At 32.8% G+C, this 20,590-nt stretch carries 20 protein-coding genes; 6 read left to right on the forward strand and 14 right to left on the reverse strand.

Annotated elements, in window-relative coordinates; translation table 11 throughout:
* The first annotated feature begins 53 nt into the window (after positions 1–53).
* The gene (locus AC4BB5_RS14850) at positions 54–944 is read left to right on the forward strand and encodes a VOC family protein (RefSeq protein WP_490456875.1); all 891 of its coding nucleotides are present in this window, start codon (positions 54–56) and stop codon (positions 942–944) included.
* Between the two features lie 883 nt (positions 945–1,827).
* On the opposite strand, the gene AC4BB5_RS14855 is transcribed toward AC4BB5_RS14850, so the two are convergent.
* The 6 genes from AC4BB5_RS14855 to AC4BB5_RS14880 all read right to left on the reverse strand — a co-directional run bounded on the left by AC4BB5_RS14855 (position 1,828) and on the right by AC4BB5_RS14880 (position 7,917).
* The gene (locus tag AC4BB5_RS14855; protein ID WP_490456876.1) at positions 1,828–2,340 is read right to left on the reverse strand and encodes a hypothetical protein; all 513 of its coding nucleotides are present in this window, start codon (positions 2,338–2,340) and stop codon (positions 1,828–1,830) included.
* Between the two features lie 235 nt (positions 2,341–2,575).
* Positions 2,576–4,123 carry a DUF4097 family beta strand repeat-containing protein gene (locus tag AC4BB5_RS14860; RefSeq protein WP_490459079.1) on the reverse strand — a complete coding sequence of 516 codons (1,548 nt, stop codon included), beginning with the start codon at positions 4,121–4,123 and terminating at the stop codon, positions 2,576–2,578.
* Positions 4,124–4,131: 8 nt separating this feature from the next.
* Positions 4,132–4,449, reverse strand: a complete 318-nt coding sequence (locus AC4BB5_RS14865) for a PadR family transcriptional regulator (RefSeq protein ID WP_490456877.1) — start codon at positions 4,447–4,449, stop codon at positions 4,132–4,134.
* A gap of 196 nt (positions 4,450–4,645) precedes the next feature.
* The gene (locus AC4BB5_RS14870) at positions 4,646–5,182 is read right to left on the reverse strand and encodes a hypothetical protein (RefSeq protein ID WP_490456878.1); all 537 of its coding nucleotides are present in this window, start codon (positions 5,180–5,182) and stop codon (positions 4,646–4,648) included.
* 38 nt (positions 5,183–5,220) lie between these two features.
* Positions 5,221–5,910 (reverse strand): hypothetical protein, encoded by a 690-nt coding sequence (locus tag AC4BB5_RS14875; protein ID WP_490456879.1) that lies wholly within the window; start codon positions 5,908–5,910, stop codon positions 5,221–5,223.
* 18 nt (positions 5,911–5,928) lie between these two features.
* Positions 5,929–7,917 (reverse strand): glycosyltransferase family 2 protein, encoded by a 1,989-nt coding sequence (locus tag AC4BB5_RS14880; RefSeq protein WP_490456880.1) that lies wholly within the window; start codon positions 7,915–7,917, stop codon positions 5,929–5,931.
* Between the two features lie 290 nt (positions 7,918–8,207).
* Between AC4BB5_RS14880 and AC4BB5_RS14885 the strand changes: the two genes are divergently transcribed.
* Genes AC4BB5_RS14885 through AC4BB5_RS14900 form a run of 4 tightly spaced genes read left to right on the forward strand, consistent with a single transcriptional unit; the run spans position 8,208 to position 11,651 of the window.
* Positions 8,208–9,401, forward strand: a complete 1,194-nt coding sequence (locus tag AC4BB5_RS14885; protein ID WP_490456881.1) for a betaine/proline/choline family ABC transporter ATP-binding protein — start codon at positions 8,208–8,210, stop codon at positions 9,399–9,401.
* A 5-nt stretch (positions 9,402–9,406) separates the two neighbouring features.
* Complete coding sequence (locus AC4BB5_RS14890) at positions 9,407–10,042, forward strand: ABC transporter permease (protein ID WP_490456882.1); 636 nt, start codon at positions 9,407–9,409, stop codon at positions 10,040–10,042.
* A gap of 2 nt (positions 10,043–10,044) precedes the next feature.
* Positions 10,045–10,977 carry an osmoprotectant ABC transporter substrate-binding protein gene (locus AC4BB5_RS14895; protein WP_490456883.1) on the forward strand — a complete coding sequence of 311 codons (933 nt, stop codon included), beginning with the start codon at positions 10,045–10,047 and terminating at the stop codon, positions 10,975–10,977.
* Complete coding sequence (locus AC4BB5_RS14900; protein ID WP_490456884.1) at positions 10,977–11,651, forward strand: ABC transporter permease; 675 nt, start codon at positions 10,977–10,979, stop codon at positions 11,649–11,651. The genes AC4BB5_RS14895 and AC4BB5_RS14900 overlap by 1 nt, the downstream gene beginning before the upstream one ends.
* A gap of 1,030 nt (positions 11,652–12,681) precedes the next feature.
* On the opposite strand, the gene AC4BB5_RS14905 is transcribed toward AC4BB5_RS14900, so the two are convergent.
* Complete coding sequence (locus AC4BB5_RS14905) at positions 12,682–12,885, reverse strand: hypothetical protein (protein ID WP_490456885.1); 204 nt, start codon at positions 12,883–12,885, stop codon at positions 12,682–12,684.
* Positions 12,886–13,092: 207 nt separating this feature from the next.
* Here AC4BB5_RS14905 and AC4BB5_RS14910 point away from each other — a divergent pair, with 207 nt between their 5' ends.
* Complete coding sequence (locus AC4BB5_RS14910; protein WP_490456886.1) at positions 13,093–13,620, forward strand: helix-turn-helix domain-containing protein; 528 nt, start codon at positions 13,093–13,095, stop codon at positions 13,618–13,620.
* Here the strand turns inward: AC4BB5_RS14910 and AC4BB5_RS14915 are convergent.
* The 7 genes from AC4BB5_RS14915 to AC4BB5_RS14945 all read right to left on the reverse strand — a co-directional run bounded on the left by AC4BB5_RS14915 (position 13,617) and on the right by AC4BB5_RS14945 (position 20,574).
* Positions 13,617–14,084, reverse strand: a complete 468-nt coding sequence (locus AC4BB5_RS14915) for a DUF5626 family protein (protein WP_490456887.1) — start codon at positions 14,082–14,084, stop codon at positions 13,617–13,619. The two genes, AC4BB5_RS14910 and AC4BB5_RS14915, sit on opposite strands and share 4 nt — an antisense overlap.
* Before the next feature lie 430 nt (positions 14,085–14,514).
* On the reverse strand, positions 14,515–14,979 hold the full coding sequence (locus AC4BB5_RS14920) for a DUF536 domain-containing protein (protein ID WP_490456888.1): 465 nt from the start codon (positions 14,977–14,979) through the stop codon (positions 14,515–14,517).
* Positions 14,972–15,451: a hypothetical protein gene (locus AC4BB5_RS14925; RefSeq protein ID WP_490456889.1), complete on the reverse strand. Its 480-nt coding sequence runs from the start codon at positions 15,449–15,451 to the stop codon at positions 14,972–14,974. Before AC4BB5_RS14925 ends, AC4BB5_RS14920 begins: the two co-directional genes overlap by 8 nt.
* A gap of 915 nt (positions 15,452–16,366) precedes the next feature.
* Positions 16,367–17,419 (reverse strand): hypothetical protein, encoded by a 1,053-nt coding sequence (locus tag AC4BB5_RS14930; protein WP_490456890.1) that lies wholly within the window; start codon positions 17,417–17,419, stop codon positions 16,367–16,369.
* 303 nt (positions 17,420–17,722) lie between these two features.
* Positions 17,723–18,367, reverse strand: coding sequence for an ABC transporter ATP-binding protein (locus AC4BB5_RS14935; RefSeq protein ID WP_490456891.1), 645 nt, complete (start codon positions 18,365–18,367; stop codon positions 17,723–17,725).
* Position 18,368: 1 nt separating this feature from the next.
* Positions 18,369–19,661 carry a hypothetical protein gene (locus tag AC4BB5_RS14940; RefSeq protein ID WP_490456892.1) on the reverse strand — a complete coding sequence of 431 codons (1,293 nt, stop codon included), beginning with the start codon at positions 19,659–19,661 and terminating at the stop codon, positions 18,369–18,371.
* A complete protein-coding gene (locus AC4BB5_RS14945; protein WP_490456893.1) occupies positions 19,645–20,574 on the reverse strand; it encodes a hypothetical protein in 930 nt (309 codons plus the stop codon). Before AC4BB5_RS14945 ends, AC4BB5_RS14940 begins: the two co-directional genes overlap by 17 nt.
* Positions 20,575–20,590 lie beyond the last annotated feature (16 nt).

Below are 20,590 nucleotides of genomic sequence, written 5' to 3' on the forward strand. Positions count from 1 at the left end.
TGACAACAGGTATACTTACTTTTAGTAAGTGTTTGTATTGAGGAGGTTTTATAATGTTTGCATCTATCCATCATGTTTCATTGTTAACGAGATTTGCCGAGGAGAATCTATCTTTTTATACCCATACTCTTGGATTACGTCTCGTAAAAAAAACAGTCAATCAAGAGAACCAGCACATGCTTCCTTACTATTATGGAGATTATGAAGGAACACCTGGTTCTGTCATAACTTTTTTCGTTGTTCCTTCATTGGCCCAACGCTATGATAATAATCATTTTTTAAGTACCATTGCGTTAAAAGTCCCTAAAGGAAGTCTATCTTTTTGGAAGCAGCATTTGAGTTCTCTGAGCGTTCCTTTTATTGAAGAACAAAATGCACTTCGTTTTGTAGATAAAGATCAAGTTACTCTTCTTCTGGTTGAAGTAGAGCAAGATCCTTTAAAAAAAGAGCTACAAGTAAAAAACTCTATCCCTGGAAACAAACAGATTCTCGGACTTTTATCTACTGAGTTTCACGTTACAGAACCAGAAAAAACAGCTGATTTTTTCCACCAATTGTTGGGTTGGAAAAATAAGGATGGGCTGATTAAATTAAATGAAACTGACTTTATTCGTCTCTTACCAACATCCACAACTGAGAAAATGCGAATGGGCCGAGGAAGTATGGATCATGTCGCTTTTTCAATCAAAGATGAGGAAACTTTAGAAATTTTATATGAAAAAGCAAAAAAACAAGGGTGGGACATTGAACAAATCGTTCATCGCGGATATTTTAAAAGCTTGTATATCAGAGAACCTGGGGGTAATCGGGTGGAATTTGCTACCTTAACACCTGGATTTACGATCGATGAGCCTTTAATCACTTTAGGAGAACAACTTGCTCTGCCTGATTTTTTAGAACCCGATCGAGCAGAAATTGAAGCAAATATTTATAAAGAAAAATAACTTAGCCTAGTAAAAAACGGAAATAAAACACCCCCTGATTGATTGTAATGAGAATCACTCCCTATTCCGTTTTAATCCAGATCTCTCATTAGCACACTCTGTTCTCTATCATTAACTAGATGTATTTATTCAAGTCTAAATTTTTATCAAATGAAAAGGTACAAACAGCGAGACAAGATAAAAACAAAACTGATTTATCTAGAATACACCAATTTTCGTCTTATTCAGATCTCTCTGCTCATACCCTAAAAACATCAAAGACTACTTTTTACCAAACAGAACATTACCACTTCAACGATTCTATCAGCACTTGTTGGTCTTTGATTCTTTCGAAATCGTAAAAATAAACTTTGCTAAAACTCAAGTTTGTCGGCTTCAATCATGAGTCTTTCGCATTGTCGCACTTTACTTTTTCTAGATAGAAACAAAATAAAAAATGGTATTGGTCAACTACACCAATACCATTGCATGTTCAATAAACAGACATCTACCGTTCCATCTTACATTCTGGAAAAGAAAGTTCTAGATATTTCTCCAAAAATTGAGTAAAATGGAATATGTTGATGTTACGCATTGACACGGGCAACTTGATTGGTCAGGTTTCTCTGACTTCTCAGGGCTTCATAAGTCAGCGCCAACTGATTTATGAAGTGCCTTTTTTTATTATTTTTGTTTCTATCTATTATTCATTTTAAAGAAAAACATTTTCATAGTCAACAAAGTGTCAGAAATTTTTTTATTTAGCTGATTTTATTATGAAAATAAAATTTTTTAGAAACCTACGCAATTTTTTTCTCAGCTAAAACAAATAAACAAAAAGAGGCCCAAGTACTCTAAAAACAGCTTTACTTTGAACCTCATCTTCTATATATTGATTTATGAATTACATATTCGGCGTATCCAGACAATCCTCATAAGACCAGAAAGAATCTCCTTTGATTTCTTCCTGCTCAGTGGGATTTATTTTTTTTGAAGAGACCATCGTCTGATAACTGGTTGCTTCTTCTTCAACTAAGAAAAACCAATTTTTACCATCTTTTGCTTGAATGATATCAGTAAAATCGATCATATTTTTTTTCAACCATTTTTTTCTACTTACTTGATAGTTTGAATCGTCATGAGCTATTTCATTTTTCAGTAAAATAAACTTCGCTGAAAAATCGATGCCTGCAGCCATACGGTACAGTTGATCTGCTTCTTCGAAACACATTTCCTTGTTATAAATATCTCCAAGTAAAACAAACGAATTGAAACACTCATTTAATTGAATACCACCATTTTTGATACTTGTTTCAATGACTAGTTTTAAAAAATATACCGCTTGCTGGATATCTTTTTCATTTAAAGCTTGTTCACCTTGTCTAAACCACTTTTTAATTTTCCTTTTATTAAACATTATCTTCTCCTTAAATCTTTTTCCAAAAAAATCGAGATAGAAGCATTCTATTCTAGTAAATATCTAGAATCTCTTCACTCGCTGTTTACCCATTATTAAGGAGAGCAAAGCAAAACACACAGCATTTTGCTCGACTCCCCTGCTAACTTTTTATTGATTGCGAACTTCTCCCGTTAATAACATCTGTCAGAAGATAATCGATTAGCACAGTTCTAACAATTATATCTGCCCGATTTTACTCAACTTTTTCTAAAATTTTGACATCTCCCGTTTTGGATTTCACATTAATTTTATATTTTCCACTACCTGGTATATCTAAAAAATCATTTCTCAATTCACCAGCTTCGGTCCTGGCGATGACTTCAACTGTTTGACTAGGATCTTGCAGCCATTTGATAAACCCAGATTCACTGGAGACATTCGCGTTTACCTTGCTCTCTTGAATGGCAATCGTCGGACCAGATCCATTTTTAAGTTCTAATGTTCCTTGATTTTCTTCTGAAACTATTTTTCCGCTTTCATTGACCATCAAAAGATTTCCTTTTGTTCGTTTAACGATTACTTGACCATCTGTTGCAGTCGTTGTCAGATTCTTTGTTTCAGAATCTTCTAAAATCATACGTCCCGAATGATTGTTTAAGACAACATTATCCGAACGTAAAAATTTTAAAATAGACAGTCCTTTATCCCCTTCGATCGTTAGATTTCCAAGCATACCTGTAATCACCGTTTTCCCAGAAACACTATTAACCTTTAAATTCATTGCAGATTCTTCTATGATCACATCACCATAGTCACTATCTACGTTGCCTTCGTCTGCAATAATATTTTTCGCATAAACATCACCAGCAATTAAGTCCAAGTCAAAATTCTTTGTTTGAATATCTAATAAGCGTAAATCTCCACGACTTAATCCTAAATGAAAATCATCAAGAATCGTTCCTTTTGGTATGAAGAAAATCACTTCTGAACGTCCTGTTCGAGTAAATGTATCAAAGATATTTTCTTCATCCAAGGTTAAGTTTATTTTGTTATCGTAAGAGCCTGTTTCAATTTTCTTGATATCACTTTCTTTAAAGCGACCTTTGACCATCAAGCTTGGCTTTTCAGTACTAGACACTTCTACAGTCGTAATCTCCACATCTGCATCTGAATCAAAACTAAATGCAGCATGATTATTCGAAGCCAGACTAATCTCTTTATAATATTGTCTACCTGAATACATCAACTGTCCCGTAACTAAAAAGAACAACAGCATCAGCACCCCAAGACTCGATAAAACAATTGATCCCCCATTGATTAGTTTCCGCTTTGGAACGATCCAACCCTTTACTAATTGTAAAATGATTGCTAGTAATAATAAGCATAGAATCGTTGGGATTCCAGCAAGGTTGTGTTCTTCAATCAATTCTTTAACTATGTAGATCAGAAAAAACGTAAACACTGCAAAAAGCAACAGTAATACTAACGGTTTTAGTACCTTGAACACTGTTTTTATAGATTTCTGCATTCTTTTTTTCTGCGTTTGAATAAACACATCTTGAATTTCTTCTCTAGGTACGACGGAAGTTTTAGCATTGATAGCTGCATCTAAACTTAAGTCTGCATAATAATCAGCTGCTATCTCTTCTGGTGGCGCAAGTCTGGCTACAACTTCCTCTTCCGTCTGTCCCTCTTCCAAACAAATAGCTAACTGCTCCAGTAAATCTTCCTTTAACTCATTAAAATCGTCTATATCTTCTTCAGCAAAAGCAGCCTTTAGTTGGTTTAAATATTCTTCCATTGTATTCACTAATCTGCCTCCCTCAGTTTACTCACTTGTTCAACGAATTCATCCCAATCACGCTCTAAAGTTTCCAAATATTCTATCCCCTTATCAGTCATTTGGTAATACTTTCTGGAAGGACCATCTGGCGATTCTTTGGTATAAATGACACAATACTCTTCCTTGACTAATCGACGCAAAACTGGGTAAAGCGCCCCTTCGGTAATCGGTATAAACTGATTCACTCGTTGTGTTAATTCATAACCATATCGATCTTCTTTTTGAATAAAATGAAGCACACACATCTCTAAAGCACCTTTTTTAAATTGGCTAGAAGCCCTCATCGCTCAATCCCCTTATCACAGTTTTGATTGACAAATTACCCGCTATTTCCATAACTGTCCACTGAAATAAATTGACTATGAAAAAAGCAATTATGATTAAGCTAACTTGCTGCTCTCTTAGAAAAGAGCGCTCTAGTACATATATTAATCAACTTTCTAAGAGCTATTAGAATCAGCCTTGCTTCAAAGTGCTTTGTCAGTGGTTATTGCGGTTGTAATTCTTTTTCTCTTGAATGATACCTTGACGCTCTTCTGGTGTCAAATTAGGATCACCCAACTGTTCGCCCCACTCTCTATTTTTTTGCCCTCTTTCTCTTCCACTTTCTGAAGCGCCAGAAACAGCCTCTACATCTTCTACATTTTCTGGTACAGGTGATACTGGTGTGTCTTCTATCGGTTGCTGCGCTGCTGCTTGCTCTTTTTCCATCTCTTGGGCCGCAACTTGATTATCCGCTTTTTCTTCTTCGGCTTTTTTTAGTGCCGCTTTTTTTTCTATCTCTTCCTTTTGTTTTTTAACTTTTTTTGCTTCTTGTTCTTTCAATTTTTTTTTGATTGATTTTTCAACATGAGCGATCTTTTTGGATACGACTTCGGCTAACCGTTCTCTTTTCAAGGCAAATCGCACTCTGACTGCCTCATCTTTGGAAAATGCAGCATCTGCGGTATTTACTGTCTGAGTGGTCCCGATACCTATCATCAAAAGAGCTATGCAAAATACTATAAATTTTTTCATTTTAACTTCTCCTTAATCAACATATTTCTTTACTAATGTTATCCTTGGAAAGCATCTAGCAATTCATTAAAACGTTTTTCTTCATCTACAATAGTCCAATATTTTTTTTCTTTCTGATCTGGTTCTAATTCTAAACGAATCGTTTTTGGTTTTCCTGATGCTTTCAATTCTTTAAATGCTTTTTTTAGTGCTTCAAATTGAATTTGATTAAGGTCTTTGTCGTTTAATGCATTTAATTCGTTTAAAATTCCTTTTAATTGCTTTTCATCGGAAATATTATCGATATCATCTAACTTTTTAATCTTATCATAGCCTTTGTTCTTTAACCATTGTACTAATTCTTCATCCGTTTTTTGATCCACGTTTTGATCAAATTGGGGTTGATCTAACCCCGTAACCGTCACTATCGCTTCTGGTTTCTTTGATTTACTGTCATTCATTGTTATAGAAAAACTAGTTTCTTTCTCTAGTCGTTCTTGATAAATTTTTACTAATTCCTCTGCCTGTTCCTTTGAAAGATCAAATAATTCAGAAAAGTCCTGACTCAAATCGGCTTCATTTGGTGCATCTAATCGATAAAAATACTTCTCTGCATCTTCCTTATCTTTACCATAAATTACATTATTGATAAAAGCTGTAGCAACATCTTTAGGATCAGCATTCTTTGCGCATCCAGTCAAAACAACAACTATAAAAGCTAATATAATAATTATTCTCTTTTTTTTCATACGTCTAATTGGCTCCTTTTATGACAATAACTGTTGATTTTTTTGTGCATCTTTTCTATTTTTGAATATATATTTAAAAATAGAGTAAAATTTAACTCTAATGGAGTGGATATCTCCAACTCCAGACTTTGGATCTGAATAAATCAGACCTAACCAACGATAATGATTCTTGCGTGAAAATTTTTGGATCTTAAAGGTAATTTCAACTTGTCCACCTAGATTAATCATACGCGAACGAATCATTTTTACATTTTTTATTTTTTGAAAAGAAAGAAAACCTTCTTCTTGATGTAGCAAAATACTCAAGTAAGGATCTTTTTGAGAGACGGTGATACTTACACTTTTTTCACCTAAATAATTGATTTGAACTGGAATCACTTGATCTTCTTTCACTAATTCCCCTTGATAATCAACAGGGATAATCATTGGCAAACGCGGACGCTCATAAGCTACAGAAACAGCAACAGTCAAACTGACAATATTATAAAGTAACCAATAAATATTGATAGTAAAAACATTCCACCACTGTAAATGAGCTAAATCTAATTGTAAAATATAATAAATCAACGCAAAACAATTCATTGCTAATAATAAAATCTGTACTTTACAATTACGCCAATCAAAATACCCCTTTTCTCCCTGAACTCCTTTAATCGTCACGTGAAACTTTTTATTCTTCTTAGGACTAAATAACGTTTCTTTCCAAACTGCCCAAGAAACTTGAGGTGCGGTAACTAACTCATAAATATTACTTATGAAAGAGTTGTATTTTTTTCTGGCTACAGATTTATACATCAAGCTTCCAGACAGAAATGCAGGCAACCAGAATACTATCAGCCGCGGCAAAGTCGTTTTTAAACTTGCAATATCAAAGACCAGATATAAAAATGGACAAAGTAAATAAATCAATTTATACATCCCTGAATACCAATACAATACACCATCAAGATAAAACCATTTTTGAATAAACGATAAATTTTTTAATTTCTTTAAGGTATATTTTTTTGAAACTTGGACATTACCTCGTCCCCAACGATCACGTTGTTTTACATAATCAGCTAAAGTTTCTGGTGAAAGACCAGAGGCAAGTGCTTCATTGACAAATACACCTCTCCAACCATTATTTTGCAATAGTAAACCTGTCGCCATATCCTCTGTGATCACGCCCGTCGTAAATCCGCCAATCGAGTCAAGTGCACTACGTTTGAATAAGGCATTACTACCTACATAAAGAACTGCATTAAATTGATCTTTCCCTTCTTCTAAACTACGCATAAAAAAGTCTTGTTCATTGTTGATTTCACTGTCTAAATACAAATTATGTTGAAAAATATCTGAATTAAAAAAAGTCTGAGGTGTTTGGATAAACCCAACTTGCTCCTCAGAAAAATATCCCAACGTCCGTTGTAAAAACTCTCGTTTAGGTACCATATCGGCATCTTGTGTCACGATGATTTCTCCATTCGTTTTTGTCAAAGCATAATTTAAATTTCCTGCTTTGGCATGCTCATGTGTGGGACGAGCAATAAATTCTATTCGATGTTTTTCCGCTAATTTTTTCACGATTGGACGATTTCCGTCATCGCAAAGATAGATTTTCAACAGTTCTTTCGGGTAATCAATCGATAAACATCCAACAACCGTTCTCTCTAAAATTTCAATATTCTCATTATATGTAGCGATCAAAATATCAACTGTGGGCAAAGTTTCCAATTCATCCAAGGATTTTTCAGAGCGCTTATAAGGTTTCCAAAACAAGATAACCAAAGTAAATGCTTGAACAAACCCCATAAATTCTGCCAAGTATAGCAGACTTCCAGCAATCGTTTCGATAATATTTCCACTTGGAATTGTATAAAGAAAACGCCAAACTAAATAGATAAACTGAATAATTACGAAACCAGTCAATACAAATTTTCGATAATTTACATCTTTCTTAGAAACAAGATAAAACAACAACAAATAACTTAAACTAAATACCAAATATCCTAACCCAAATTTTTCCATATACTTCCTTTTCCCCTCCTATTATTCATAAAACAGTAGTAGCTAATCAACAATATACTAAGGTTTCCTACTATTGTCAATAGAATAATAGTTAATAAGAAGACCTTATTTTAATTTTCTAGCTAACTATCTTTCCACACACTCCCTTTTTACCCTAAAAAGTATGAAAAAAAACATCTGATTTGTCCAAATCGTTGTTTTGTAGCATACTAGTAGTAGAAACGTTTGTTAGGAAACACTGAAATCAGTTAGGAAACGAGACAAAAGAAAAAGAATTTGGGGTGAGAAAGTTGATCGAATTTCAACATGTTTCAAAAATTTACAAAGGCGGTAAAATTGCTGTAGATGACATCAATCTGTCTTTTGATAAAGGTGAATTTATCTGCTTTATCGGAACCAGTGGTAGCGGAAAAACAACTTCTATGCGGATGATCAATCGGATGACTGATCCATCAAAAGGAAAAATCTTGATCAATGGTGAGGATATTCAAACGATCAATCCGGTAGAATTACGCAGAAAAATCGGTTATGTCATTCAAAATATCGGTTTAATGCCACACATGACAATCAGAGAAAACATCGTACTTGTACCTAAGTTATTAAAAGTCGACCTAGAAGAACGGAACAAAATCGCAGAAAAAATGATCGATTTAGTTGAACTACCTAGAGAAATGCTTGATCGTTATCCAAATGAACTTTCTGGTGGTCAACAACAACGAATCGGTGTCGTTCGTGCTCTTGCCGCTAATCAAGATATTATTTTGATGGACGAACCGTTTGGCGCTTTAGATCCTATTACAAGAGATTCTTTGCAAGATTTAGTCAAAGACTTGCAAGAACGTTTAGGAAAAACCATTGTTTTTGTTACCCATGATATGGATGAGGCGCTGAAATTATCCAACCGAATCGCGATCATGAGCGAAGGAAAAGTCATTCAATTTGACACACCCGACAATATTTTACGTCATCCGGTCAATGAATTTGTTGAAGAATTGATTGGTGAAGATCGCTTGATCCAAGCCAAACCAGATATTACTACAGTTGGTGAAGTAATGCTAAACAACGCGATCACGATCACACCAGAAAAATCATTATCAGAAGCAATCAAACTTATGAGAGAAAAACGAGTTGATACACTCTTAGTTGTTGATGGTGCTGGCGTATTAAAAGGCTTTATCGATGTTGAAACACTTGACCGTCGTAGAAATACTGCTACTAGTGTGAGTGATATCATGAATCCAAAGGTATTCTTTGTAAAAAAATCGTCATTACTACGCGATACATTACAACGAATCTTAAAACGCGGTTTAAAATATGTTCCTGTTGTGGATGACCAACAAAAAGTAGTTGGAATCTTAACAAGAGCCTCACTCGTAGATATCGTATACGATGTTATCTGGGGTGAAGAAGAAACAGAAGATGTGACTCCTGCTTCAAGTGAAACGGGATCAACTGATGTCAAACAACCTCAAGCGGAGGTGTAAAAAAAATGAATCAGTTTCTTTTAGAAAGAGGAAATGAACTTGTCACTAAAATTGGTGAACATATTTTTATTTCAGGTGTGGCACTCCTTTTAGGTATTTTATTCGCAGTACCAATTGGGATTTTATTAACCAGAACCAAAAGGACAGCAGCTATTGTCATTGGCTTAACGAGTGCGCTACAAACCGTCCCTTCATTGGCGTTACTTGCACTTATGATTCCAATTTTTGGTGTTGGTAAGATTCCAGCAATCATTGCTTTGTTTATCTACTCCTTACTCCCAATTTTAAGAAATACGTATATTGGGATCAAAGAAGTAAGTTCTGATTATAAAGATGCTGCCAAAGGGATGGGTATGACCAATGTACAATCGATCTTTATGGTTGAATTGCCGATAGCAATGCCCACTATTATGGCTGGAATTCGGCTAGCTGCTGTGTATGTGATTGCATGGGCAACACTTGCTTCATACATTGGTGCTGGTGGTCTTGGGGACTTTATTTTCAGCGGATTAAATAATTATCAACCTGATTTGATTTTTGCCGGGACCATTCCTGTTACTATTTTAGCATTAGCAGCAGACTTACTACTAGGTCTGCTAGAGAAGAAATTAACGCCTAAAGCATTAAGGGAGGCGGAATAGCAATGAAACAAAAACTAAAATTATTGCTCGTTACATTTTGCAGTGCCTTGTTATTATCAGGTTGTTCTTTACCAGGGCTTGCTTCTAACTCTGATGATTCAACGATTTCCATTACCGGTGGTATCACATCAGAAGCACAAATACTAGCAAGTTTAGTTGCTGGCATGATCGAACATTACACCGATGAAAAAACAACGATCATCAATAATTTAGCAACAACAACAATCAATCATCAAGCAATGATGAATGGCGATGCACAAATTTCAGCTGCTCGTTATACAGGAACTGATTTAACAACTACACTAAATTTAGAACCAATCAAAGATCCTAAAAAAGCTTTTGATGTTGTACAATCTGAGTTTCAAAAAAGGTTTCAGCAAAAATGGTTTAATTCTTATGGATTTGCTAATACCTACGCCTTTATGGTCACGCAAGAAACTGCTAAGAAATATAATTTAAAAACCATTAGTGACCTCAAAAAAGTTGGCGATCAATTAACAGCAGGTGTTGATACCTCTTGGATCGATCGTAAAGGGGATGGCTACAAAGGATTTACAGAAACTTATGGCTTTGATTTTAAACGTGTTTTTCCAATGCAGATTGGTTTAGTTTACGATGCTGTTGCAGCGAATAAGATGGATGTTGTTTTAGGTTATTCAACAGATGGTCGAATCGGTAGTTATGACCTAGTTATTCTAGAAGACGATCTTCATTTCTTCCCACCTTATGACGCTTGTGCAGTTGCAACGGATGCTGTTCTAAAAAAACATCCTGAATTAAATGACATTTTAGCTAAATTATCTGGACAAATTTCAACAGAAACGATGCAAAAACTAAATTATCAAGCAGACAATGATCTGATGGAACCTGCTACTGTCGCTGATAACTTCTTAAAAGAACACCATTTCTTCGAATCTGAAGGAGGTGGAAAATAATGCAGAATCTACAAGATATGAATTTACTACAGCAGTTTATCTATTACTTTGAACAAAACGGTAGCTATGTCTTGAGTCAATTTGTCCGACATTTTTTGATTTCTATTTACGGTGTATTATTTGCCGCTATTGTTGGAATACCGATTGGGATTTTCATTGCCCGCAGAAGAAAAATGGCTGGTTGGATCGTGAGCATCGCAAACTTGATTCAAACGGTTCCCTCCTTGGCGATGCTTTCAATTTTGATGCTAGGTCTTGGACTTGGTGTAAATACAGTTATCGTCACTGTCTTTCTTTATTCGCTTTTACCAATCATTAAAAACACTTATACCGGGATGATCCAAGTCGATCGAAATATTTTAGATGTGGGTAAAGGAATGGGCATGACAAAATGGCAACGACTTTATATGGTAGAATTACCACTCTCTGTTTCCGTGATTATGGCTGGTATTCGTAATGCTTTAGTTGTGGCGATCGGAATCACAGCGATCGGAGCTTTTGTGGGCGCTGGTGGTCTTGGTGATATCATCATCCGCGGAACAAATGCAACAGACGGGACAGCGATCATCCTTGTTGGTGCGTTACCAACTGCTCTAATGGCGATCATTACAGACTGGGTATTAGGCATGATCGAACGTCGTTTAGATCCGGCGAGTAAACATTCAGCAAACTAATCGTTAGACACCTTACCAGCTTCTATTGTTAGTAAATTGGATAATAAAAAATGACCTTCACTACTATTTTGCAATTAGTTTGCAGAAAAGTAGTGAAGGTCGTCTTTTTATTCAATTTTTTCGTTTTGTTATTAAATTAAAACTTCTAATTACTTGTCTTTCCTTATTACCAGATACTAAAGTAATGTATACCCAATAATAAAGCCTAACAAACCAGAGAATTCACAATTCAAAAAATAGGATAAGTTTAGATTATTTTTTCTAAACAAAATAATAATACTAGCTAATACATAAGCAACCACAACAACATAATAATTTTTAAGCTTAATTTTGTTCATCACCTTCGTATTAGCTTTCTTAATATTAGAACAGTACTATTTTTTGTTGATTAATTGAACTCCAATTATAGTTGAAATAAGTAGACTAGTAATTATAAATAACGTTTTTGATATCATATATCCAGTATCTAAAGGGTCACCATCCACAAGGATTTTATCCGGGTTAAAGCTAAATATAAGTGATATTAGTATTGATGCAAATATGATGACATAACCTATCACTTTAGCAAACTTTATATTCATATATTGAAGTCCTTTCTTTTTAATTTAGTATAACATTTTTTTATTTAATAGTTAATTAAAGCATATTCTCCATATTTTGGTCTTTTAACAGTATATTTATTACTAGAATGTAATTTTCCACTTGCTGTTCTATAAACTTCTCTAGTTCCCGTTTCTACAGCATATCTTACTCTATACCCTAAATAGACGCGCTTATTGGCACCAATATTTAAAATATAGCCTTTTGCGCTAGATACTGATCCAGAAGCATTTACTTTAATCCCTTTTATATCGCCAGATATACTCGTACCGAAGGTAGCCGTCTTAGTAGCTGTTATTGATCCACCTTTGCTTCCTGTGGCAATATTATCAGATATTCTTTTATAACCTGACCACTCATCAAATGTCTTTACATTTTTTTTACGGGTGGATAGAGTATATCTAGGTGCAATCTCTAACTGATTATCGTCTTAAATTTCAGAATCTTCAGTGTAAAAAATGATATCTTTTTCATTTACTTCTTTTACTATGTTACCAAAAGAATCCATTAGTTCAGAAGAATTGGCTACATCTAATGAATTCAAAGTATTTTCAACATTGTCATCAGCATAAGTAATAGTATTCCCTAAAAACAATGAGCATCCAACAATAGAGACAAATAAAACTTTTTTCATAAAATAAAACCTTCTTTTCTTTTTAATATAAAATCATCATCACACGAAAAGATTATTTTAGTAAGCACCTGTTGGTTTACATCGTGACACCCCTTAGTTGTCACGCTAGTAGCAACCATAAGTTGCTACTAAGTAAACAAAGAAATGATAGTTTTTTCGTTCAAAATGACGTATGATTAAGTATAAAAATCAAAAGGAGGGAAACACATGGCTTTAGCTGATCAGTTACGTGCACACCGAGAAAATAGAGGTCTTTCACAAGCTGCTGTTGCAGATCAATTGAATGTTTCTCGTCAGTCCGTCTCTAAATGGGAAACAGGAAAAGGTTATCCAGATATTGATAATTTAATTTTACTGAGTAAAATTTATGAAGTTTCCATAGATGAACTTGTTCAAGAAAATAAAGAATTGAAAAAGAAAATTGATGAAAATAACCAAACCATTGAAGAGCATCGGAAAAAATTAGATTGGATTCATCATCAGAGAATTGGTGAAACTGATGAAGGTTTACTTTTGTTGATTGCCGTAATTGCCTTATCCGTCGCTGCTCCTTTGGGTCTACTCCTTGCTCCTATTATCATGAAACGAAATAAAAAAAGCAACACATTTTACACGCTCATTAACGTTGTAAGTGTGTGTTGCCTTCTAATAAATTTGTATTTTACATTTATTATGGTTGGTGACTATCTCTTGTGGGATCAAAGAATCGAGGTAAACTATACACCTGATTCTTAAGTCAAAACAGAAACATTGAGTTTAGAACCATTTATTTTTGCTCGAAGATTAATAGTAGCTGTAGACGTGCCTACTTTACGCTTTAAATAGTAAGTTGCTTGTTTTGAGTTGTCGATTCGTAAAGATTTGCTAGTAAATGAACCAGAAATAGCGGTAGCACTTGCGTTCTTTGTACCAGTAATTGAATTGTTTTTTACCGTTACCTGATAACTAGCTTTCCATGAACCTCTTCTTTCTGTTGAAACGGTATATGTACCATTTCCTAATGCCCGAGAAAGAGAAGGTTCTCTTTCTATAGTGATAATTATTTCTTCACCTTCATCTGTAACAACACTAGAAGTTTGTTTTGTAGTATCGGATAATGAATAAGTAACGGACTCTTGATTCTCTTCAGCGTGACTAAGGGATCCCTTACCAAAAATACCAAAAAATATTACTGCTTCTAAGATTAATGCCTTTTTCATATTGATCACTCCTTTTTTTGTAATTAAATCGTACAAAAAAAGAGATAGAAAAGAAAGCACCATTCTGTTTGCAGCGTGTCAACTTATAGTTGCACATCAGTAGTAATAAGAATATCAAGCGGATAAACCTTTCTAAATTTTAAATGATCATTCAAATCATTTAAAATTTAGAAAGAGCATAAGGGAAATCTGTACCCAAATGTGTGGGTATCCTAGCAGTGCTAGGTTATTTACGTGGGTACATGAAAAGAGGACTGGGGACATAGTAGCGACCGTATGAAGTCCGTAGTTGGGACATAAGAAGTGCACAAAAAGGGCGTAAATATTTTCTACTAACATATCCACTAGAAGTCATATTGCCCAATTATACCCACCTTTTGAAAAGGTGGGATTTTTGCGTGTAGCGGCTTTCCATCGATCAAACCAAAAATCAGGAATCTTTTCGGAGAAAATGCCACCACTTTTTGTCCGGTATTGAATCAGGATCAGTTTTTGGTTCTTCAGCTGAAGGCTGTTCTTCTTTAGGAGATTGAGATCCAATTTGTAATTGAGCTTCTAGCTGCTCGATTCGTTTATTTGATTGAAGGGTGAGTTGTTGTTGTTGATCCAGTAGCCGCTGCATAGTATTCATTTCTTCATTTTTAATCTGTAATTGTTCACGTAAAAAATTAACTTCAGCGCTTGAATTAGTTGTTGAATTAGTATGTGATTCTGTTGTTGATTTTTCGTTAGAAATCCTTGATTTTATTATGTTTTCTTGCCTTTTTGAAATCACATATTTATTGCCTACTTTATTAAGTTTGGTATGCAGTTGTAGTGTGCGAATTATTTTATCAACATATGATTTGCTTACTCTCAATTCGTCAGCAAGTTCTTTTATTGTTTTATCAGCCATTTTCTTCATCTTCAGACTGAGCTTTTTGTAAAATAGGATCCCAATAGGTTTTTAAGTCAAACGCCATCAAAGTGGCTAAAGTATCTAAAAATTGTGTAGCATTCGGCATTCTGTAGGTATCAACTTCTCTGGCTTCAGAGAAAAGTTTTGCTTGTTCTTCAAAAGGGTGATTACGCAGTTGCATTGCTTTTTGAAAGAATTCTTCCTGAAGCTTTTTCTTTCTTTCTTGATCTTCTTTTTCAGCAGCAAGGATAGTATCAGGTATAGATTCTGAACGGATAGGCTTCTTTTTACCAGTCCTATTTATGCTATTAAAATCTTTCCATTCGCTCGTTTGTTCAGCTTGCCATGTAAATTCATATCCAATTATAGGATTTCCACGAGAGTTAGATTTTAATGGTGTAATTTTAAGACCTTTAAAATAGGCTGATAGCTCTTTTTGTATTGGTTCTAAGACCCGTTTGGCAACCATACCAGCTTTAAATATTCTTTGGATATGGTGGAAGGTGGGGTTTTAATGATCACAACAGCAGTTGTAGCAGCAATTTCTTTATTTATTTGGGTAAATGGGTAAGTAGGTAAATTTGAATTAAGGAGTACCAGGAGTCGAAAAATTTTTTTGATTTCTGGTTTTTCTAAGTAAGCGACTGAGTACATAGTTGATTTCTAAAAAGGCAAGCATCGGTTTTGGGCGCCTGGAGAAAAAATAGCTTTTGTTTTTTTCTTGTCGCCAGGCTCGAATAAAAGTAGTTTCTTTTGCGAGCATAGTAACATGGGTACATGTTACGAAATTTTAAATGAATGTTTCTCAATTTTTCTTTTTGCAAGCGGAGCAACATGGGACCATGTTGCGAAATAAAAAAAGAGTTCAGCCAAAATTTGGGTTGAACTTTTTTCATTTTTTGAAATTTTCAGGTTCACTCTTTTTAAATTTTTATGTACTTATTGGGGCTCAAAAAAATTTATTTTTGAAAAACGCAGCGGACGAAAAATGAAAAAGTGTTAGCTAGAAAAAGACGATTTTAAAAAAGGGGGATTGGGGAAATTTCCCAAAAACTAAAAAATGAAATGAACAAAAAAGCAAAATCGAAAATTTCAATGTAGCTACTTTTTTATTTTTTACGTAAGGTGGGGACACCTTGCTATGCTTGCCAGAGCGAGAAATGACCTCTCTTTTTATCTGTGGCAAGCATAGCAAGTGTATATACACTTTGCGAAATTTACAAAAAGCAATCGACGACTATTTTCCAATTTTCGTTTTGGTTCTCATGAGCAAAATCAAAAATTAGAAGAAATAGAAATGTCTTTCGTAAAAAATTTTTAGAATTATTTTTGAAGAACTGAAGAAAACAGGTAGGGATCAATAGGGTAAATTTATATAAATTTGCTATCTCAAGTTTTCCTTATGCGAAGTTTTTCTACGGTAGTTTTTGTTATCTCTATATCTATATTTCCTGTTATCGTATGGAACTATCCATTTTGAGAACACTTTAGTATTCGGTTTGCTTAGTATCATTTTAGAAATTATTGTTAAAAACAGAAGAACAAACAGTGCAATGATAAATATAATCATTTTTTTATCAGGGCTTTCAGGCTTAAAAATATATATTGAGATTGACCATGAAAAAATAAATTCATAATAGAACAGTTTTAAAGTATCAAATGTCCGTAAAATTTCTTCTGATATTACAATATGATCAATATTTTTATAGTTGGAAAATAATCGTAATATTACTTTTGGTGTACACATAAAAGTAAATAAGGTTGTAAATATAGTTATAGAGCTAAAATTACTTTCATCAATAACTGAAAATATAATCGAGAGACCAACTACCAAAGATAAGAAAACTACTTTTAAAAATAGACGTATGATTTTCTTCTTCATGGAAACTTCTTTGGTTTGTAGTGAACCAGGTAAAAGGAAATTAAGAGCATAAGATATAGATAAAGGGGTATATATCACCATCATATTTGAGAAACTTACAGATAAGGCTTTGGAAATGTTCTCTAGATTGTTATAAGGGTATATCAACGGTAGATCAACGTATAACAATAATACTAATATATTAGAGATTACAGCTAAACCACTAAACAGCCAATTCAGTGTAATTGTTATAGATACTAAAAATAAATACAACGTTAATAAAGAATAAAATCTATATTTTATTTTGAAATTTTTTAAACACTGTTTCAGAAAAAAATAAGAAATATATGCACTTAAAGTAAAAAATAAAATGACCAAGACTAATTCAACAAAAATATATAGAATACCCATGTTAAGTTTACTTAAAAATGATAAAGTAATAATTTCAAAGAAAAAAGGTAAAATCAGGAGTAATGGAGAAAGGCAATACAATAAACCTTTTAAATGATATGAATCCATACTTCCATCAGATAATTTATTTTTTGTTTTTCTATAGAGTGAGGTACGTATCTTCAAAAGTTGCTCATCTCCGATCTTCAATTTAGAAAATTTGTTATTTAATCATGTAGTTAACGTAATAAAGAATTATACCAAGTAGCAATAATACCAACCCTTCCACCAACCCAAAACACCAAAATCAATTGGTCTATCTCTAAATTAAAACAGAAACCTTATTAAATCAAGGTTTCTGTTTCTTACACTTTTTAAATATAATTTATTGCTATTTCGGGGATTTGTTATTAAATTATGCATTTGAGTAGTTTACTTAAGATTGCTTATACCCTTGTGAGAATAGAACAGAACTATTTTTTAATGTATCTATTTATTTGATAGCAAAAGTTTCTTTTTTGTGAGTGTGTATTTTGTATCACAAATGTCAGCTACTAAATCACTATGTGTTACAATAATGAGTTTTGTACCTAATTGTTTTAGGCTTTGAAATAGATTTAAAATTTCCAATTCTGTATTTTCATCGAGCGCTCCCGTGGGCTCATCTGCCAGTAATATTTTTGGTTTTTTTAACAATGAACGGGCAATGGCTACGCGCTGCGCTTCTCCACCAGAAAGCAGTGATACTTTTTTTGAGGCATAATGCTCAAGACCAACTAAAAATAAAATTTTTTCAATTTCATTCTTTTTTTTTTTCGAAATAGAAATTTGAAGATTTGCTTCAACACTTCTATCTTGTAAAAGATTATAATTTTGAGTAATGATACCGATATTATTTTTTCTGAATGAAAGTAAAGTGCGCGGATTTTTAGATATTAAAACATTATTAAACTCATAGGTGCCAGTATACTGAGTATCCAAACCAGCCATTATTTTTAATAAGGTTGATTTACCAGATCCACTGCGACCTTTAATAGCTACTGACTGGGAGGTACCTAATGAAAAACTTAAATTATCAAAAATTCTATGGTCAGATTGTGGAAATTTTTTATTAATATTATTTAGTGTAATCACATTATTCGCCCCTTTGTTGGATACTATTGAAATTAGAAAAAATATCTTTTCTTAGCAGATAATATAATAATAAATTGTCTATTAAGATAAAGACTAATATAAGCAATAAAACACTCAAAAAACTAAATATGTCTCGATTAGGAACGATGAAAAATAATAAAATGTATAAGAGTACTATTAATGAATCTCCTAAAACGAGGTCTTTTAAGCCTAGTACATAAATCTTTTTAAAACTGTCTCCATTTAAGTATGATATAAAGTATCGTAAGCTTCTTCTGTTATATATTTTGAAATTTAGAAAGAGAATAATAAATAAAGTACAAAAAAACATACAAATGAAAACTGAAATAATTAGCTTTTGATTGTAATTTATTAGTTCATACATAGTATTATATTGGATTGAAAAAGTAGAAACACCCAGTATAGTGTAGTCATAAAAGTTAGTTTCTTTTGCTGCAATAGCTAACTGCTTCTGGAGATAAGATAGTCCTTCTTCTTTCGAAACAATTAGATCTCCTGCTATCATAGAAAAAGAAATCATTCCTATAAACTCTTTATTTGATGTAGATATATTGAATTGTGTAGGGTAAGGAATAAGTATGTAATCATCCAAATATTTGTTAATATCATTTTTATAAAAAACAGAAGTATTTTCTTTTATAAATCCGATTACTTCAAAGTCAAATTCTCGAAAATACAAACTCCCTTTTAAGATATCACCCTTTTTATATATACCTTTGTAATTGGATCCTAAAATTATGGGAAACATTTTGTTTTCAAAGCTGATATCATTCCAATTTAAACGAGTGTTTTCTTCTAATTCAATAGCGTAATAATCATAAAAATTCCTATTCATCTGAATGCTTTTAGCATCAAATACCTCTTTTTTTGATATGTCATCAACATATGTACCTAGAGTATCAATATCTGAACCATTTCCATAAGCTTCATTAAATGTATTGTCACCTTTAAAGTTTTCAATCTGTACTGGTTGGTCAAATGCGGATAAAAATTTAATAGTTGAATGACTGTTTAAATGGTCATAAAATTTTTTAACATTTTGCAACTTTTGTTCTGATTGTCTGAAATTATAAAAATCATCTGGATTTGTAAGAGTATCTGTTATAGAAAACATATCTTTATTTTTACTTTCAATTAGATTATTACTCATTTGAATATCCATATTTTTAGAGAATGAAAGAAAAGTATAAGTAAGAAAAAAAAAGCCAAGGACAAGAATTATTTTAAAAAAAATAAGAAAGAAATTCTTTTTTAAATTATAAACAAATTCCAAAAAACATCTTCCTTTCTTCTTTAAAGAATAAGATACTAAAAGTTAGTATAAATAATATGAATTGAATGATTAGAAGTTTATATAAAAGTACATAATTACTTATATTTGTATTTGTTATTAATAAGAATGCAACAAAGGATAGTATAAAAATATGTATTAAATATGTCATATTTGATACGTATCTATTAATAATTGCTTCTCCTAAAATAAACTTGATCCGATTTTCTTTTTTTAATTCTAAAAATAGGAGGTATGCTATTAAGATAGTACTAATAGTTATTATTATTCCTGATAGACTATAAATAATAGGAGAAAAAAAGTCACTATCAATTTTTCTATCAAGCCCAATATTTTTTTGATAATTTTTTTTATCATTGAAGATAGAAGGAGATATTCCCGATCCATCAATAACTAAGTTTGATTTATTATTAGAAAATAAGTCTGTATCATTTATTAAAACAGTGTGATCTAGAAAACTTGGATTTATTAGTCCCAAAGTACCAACAACTCGGTAATTTTCCCCATTGAACTGATAATACTTGTCAGAGTTAGTCATAGTCGTGGTCACATTTTTTCCAACAATAGCTTCTTTAGAATTTTTTGTTAAAAAAAATCGGCCATTTTTTAGTGGAAATTGATTTTTAGAATAGTTATTGGAATAATAGCCTTTTATTTTTTCATCGTTACTACTTTCCAAAGGGATAAAAATTCTCAAGTCTGATATATTATTGATCTTTTTATTATCCATAAGATTTTCTAAAGTACTATCAACAAACAGATGTTTAGAAGAATACAAATCATTACTTTCAAACGCTAATTTTATTTGTTGATTATGGTATTCAGTTACAAAGAAAGTTAACATATACAGAAAAACTAATACCAAGCTTGCGACTAATATAGAACTTTTTTTCATTAACAGATAACCTCCT

Source organism: Enterococcus sp. AMC1252 (assembly GCF_058216515.1).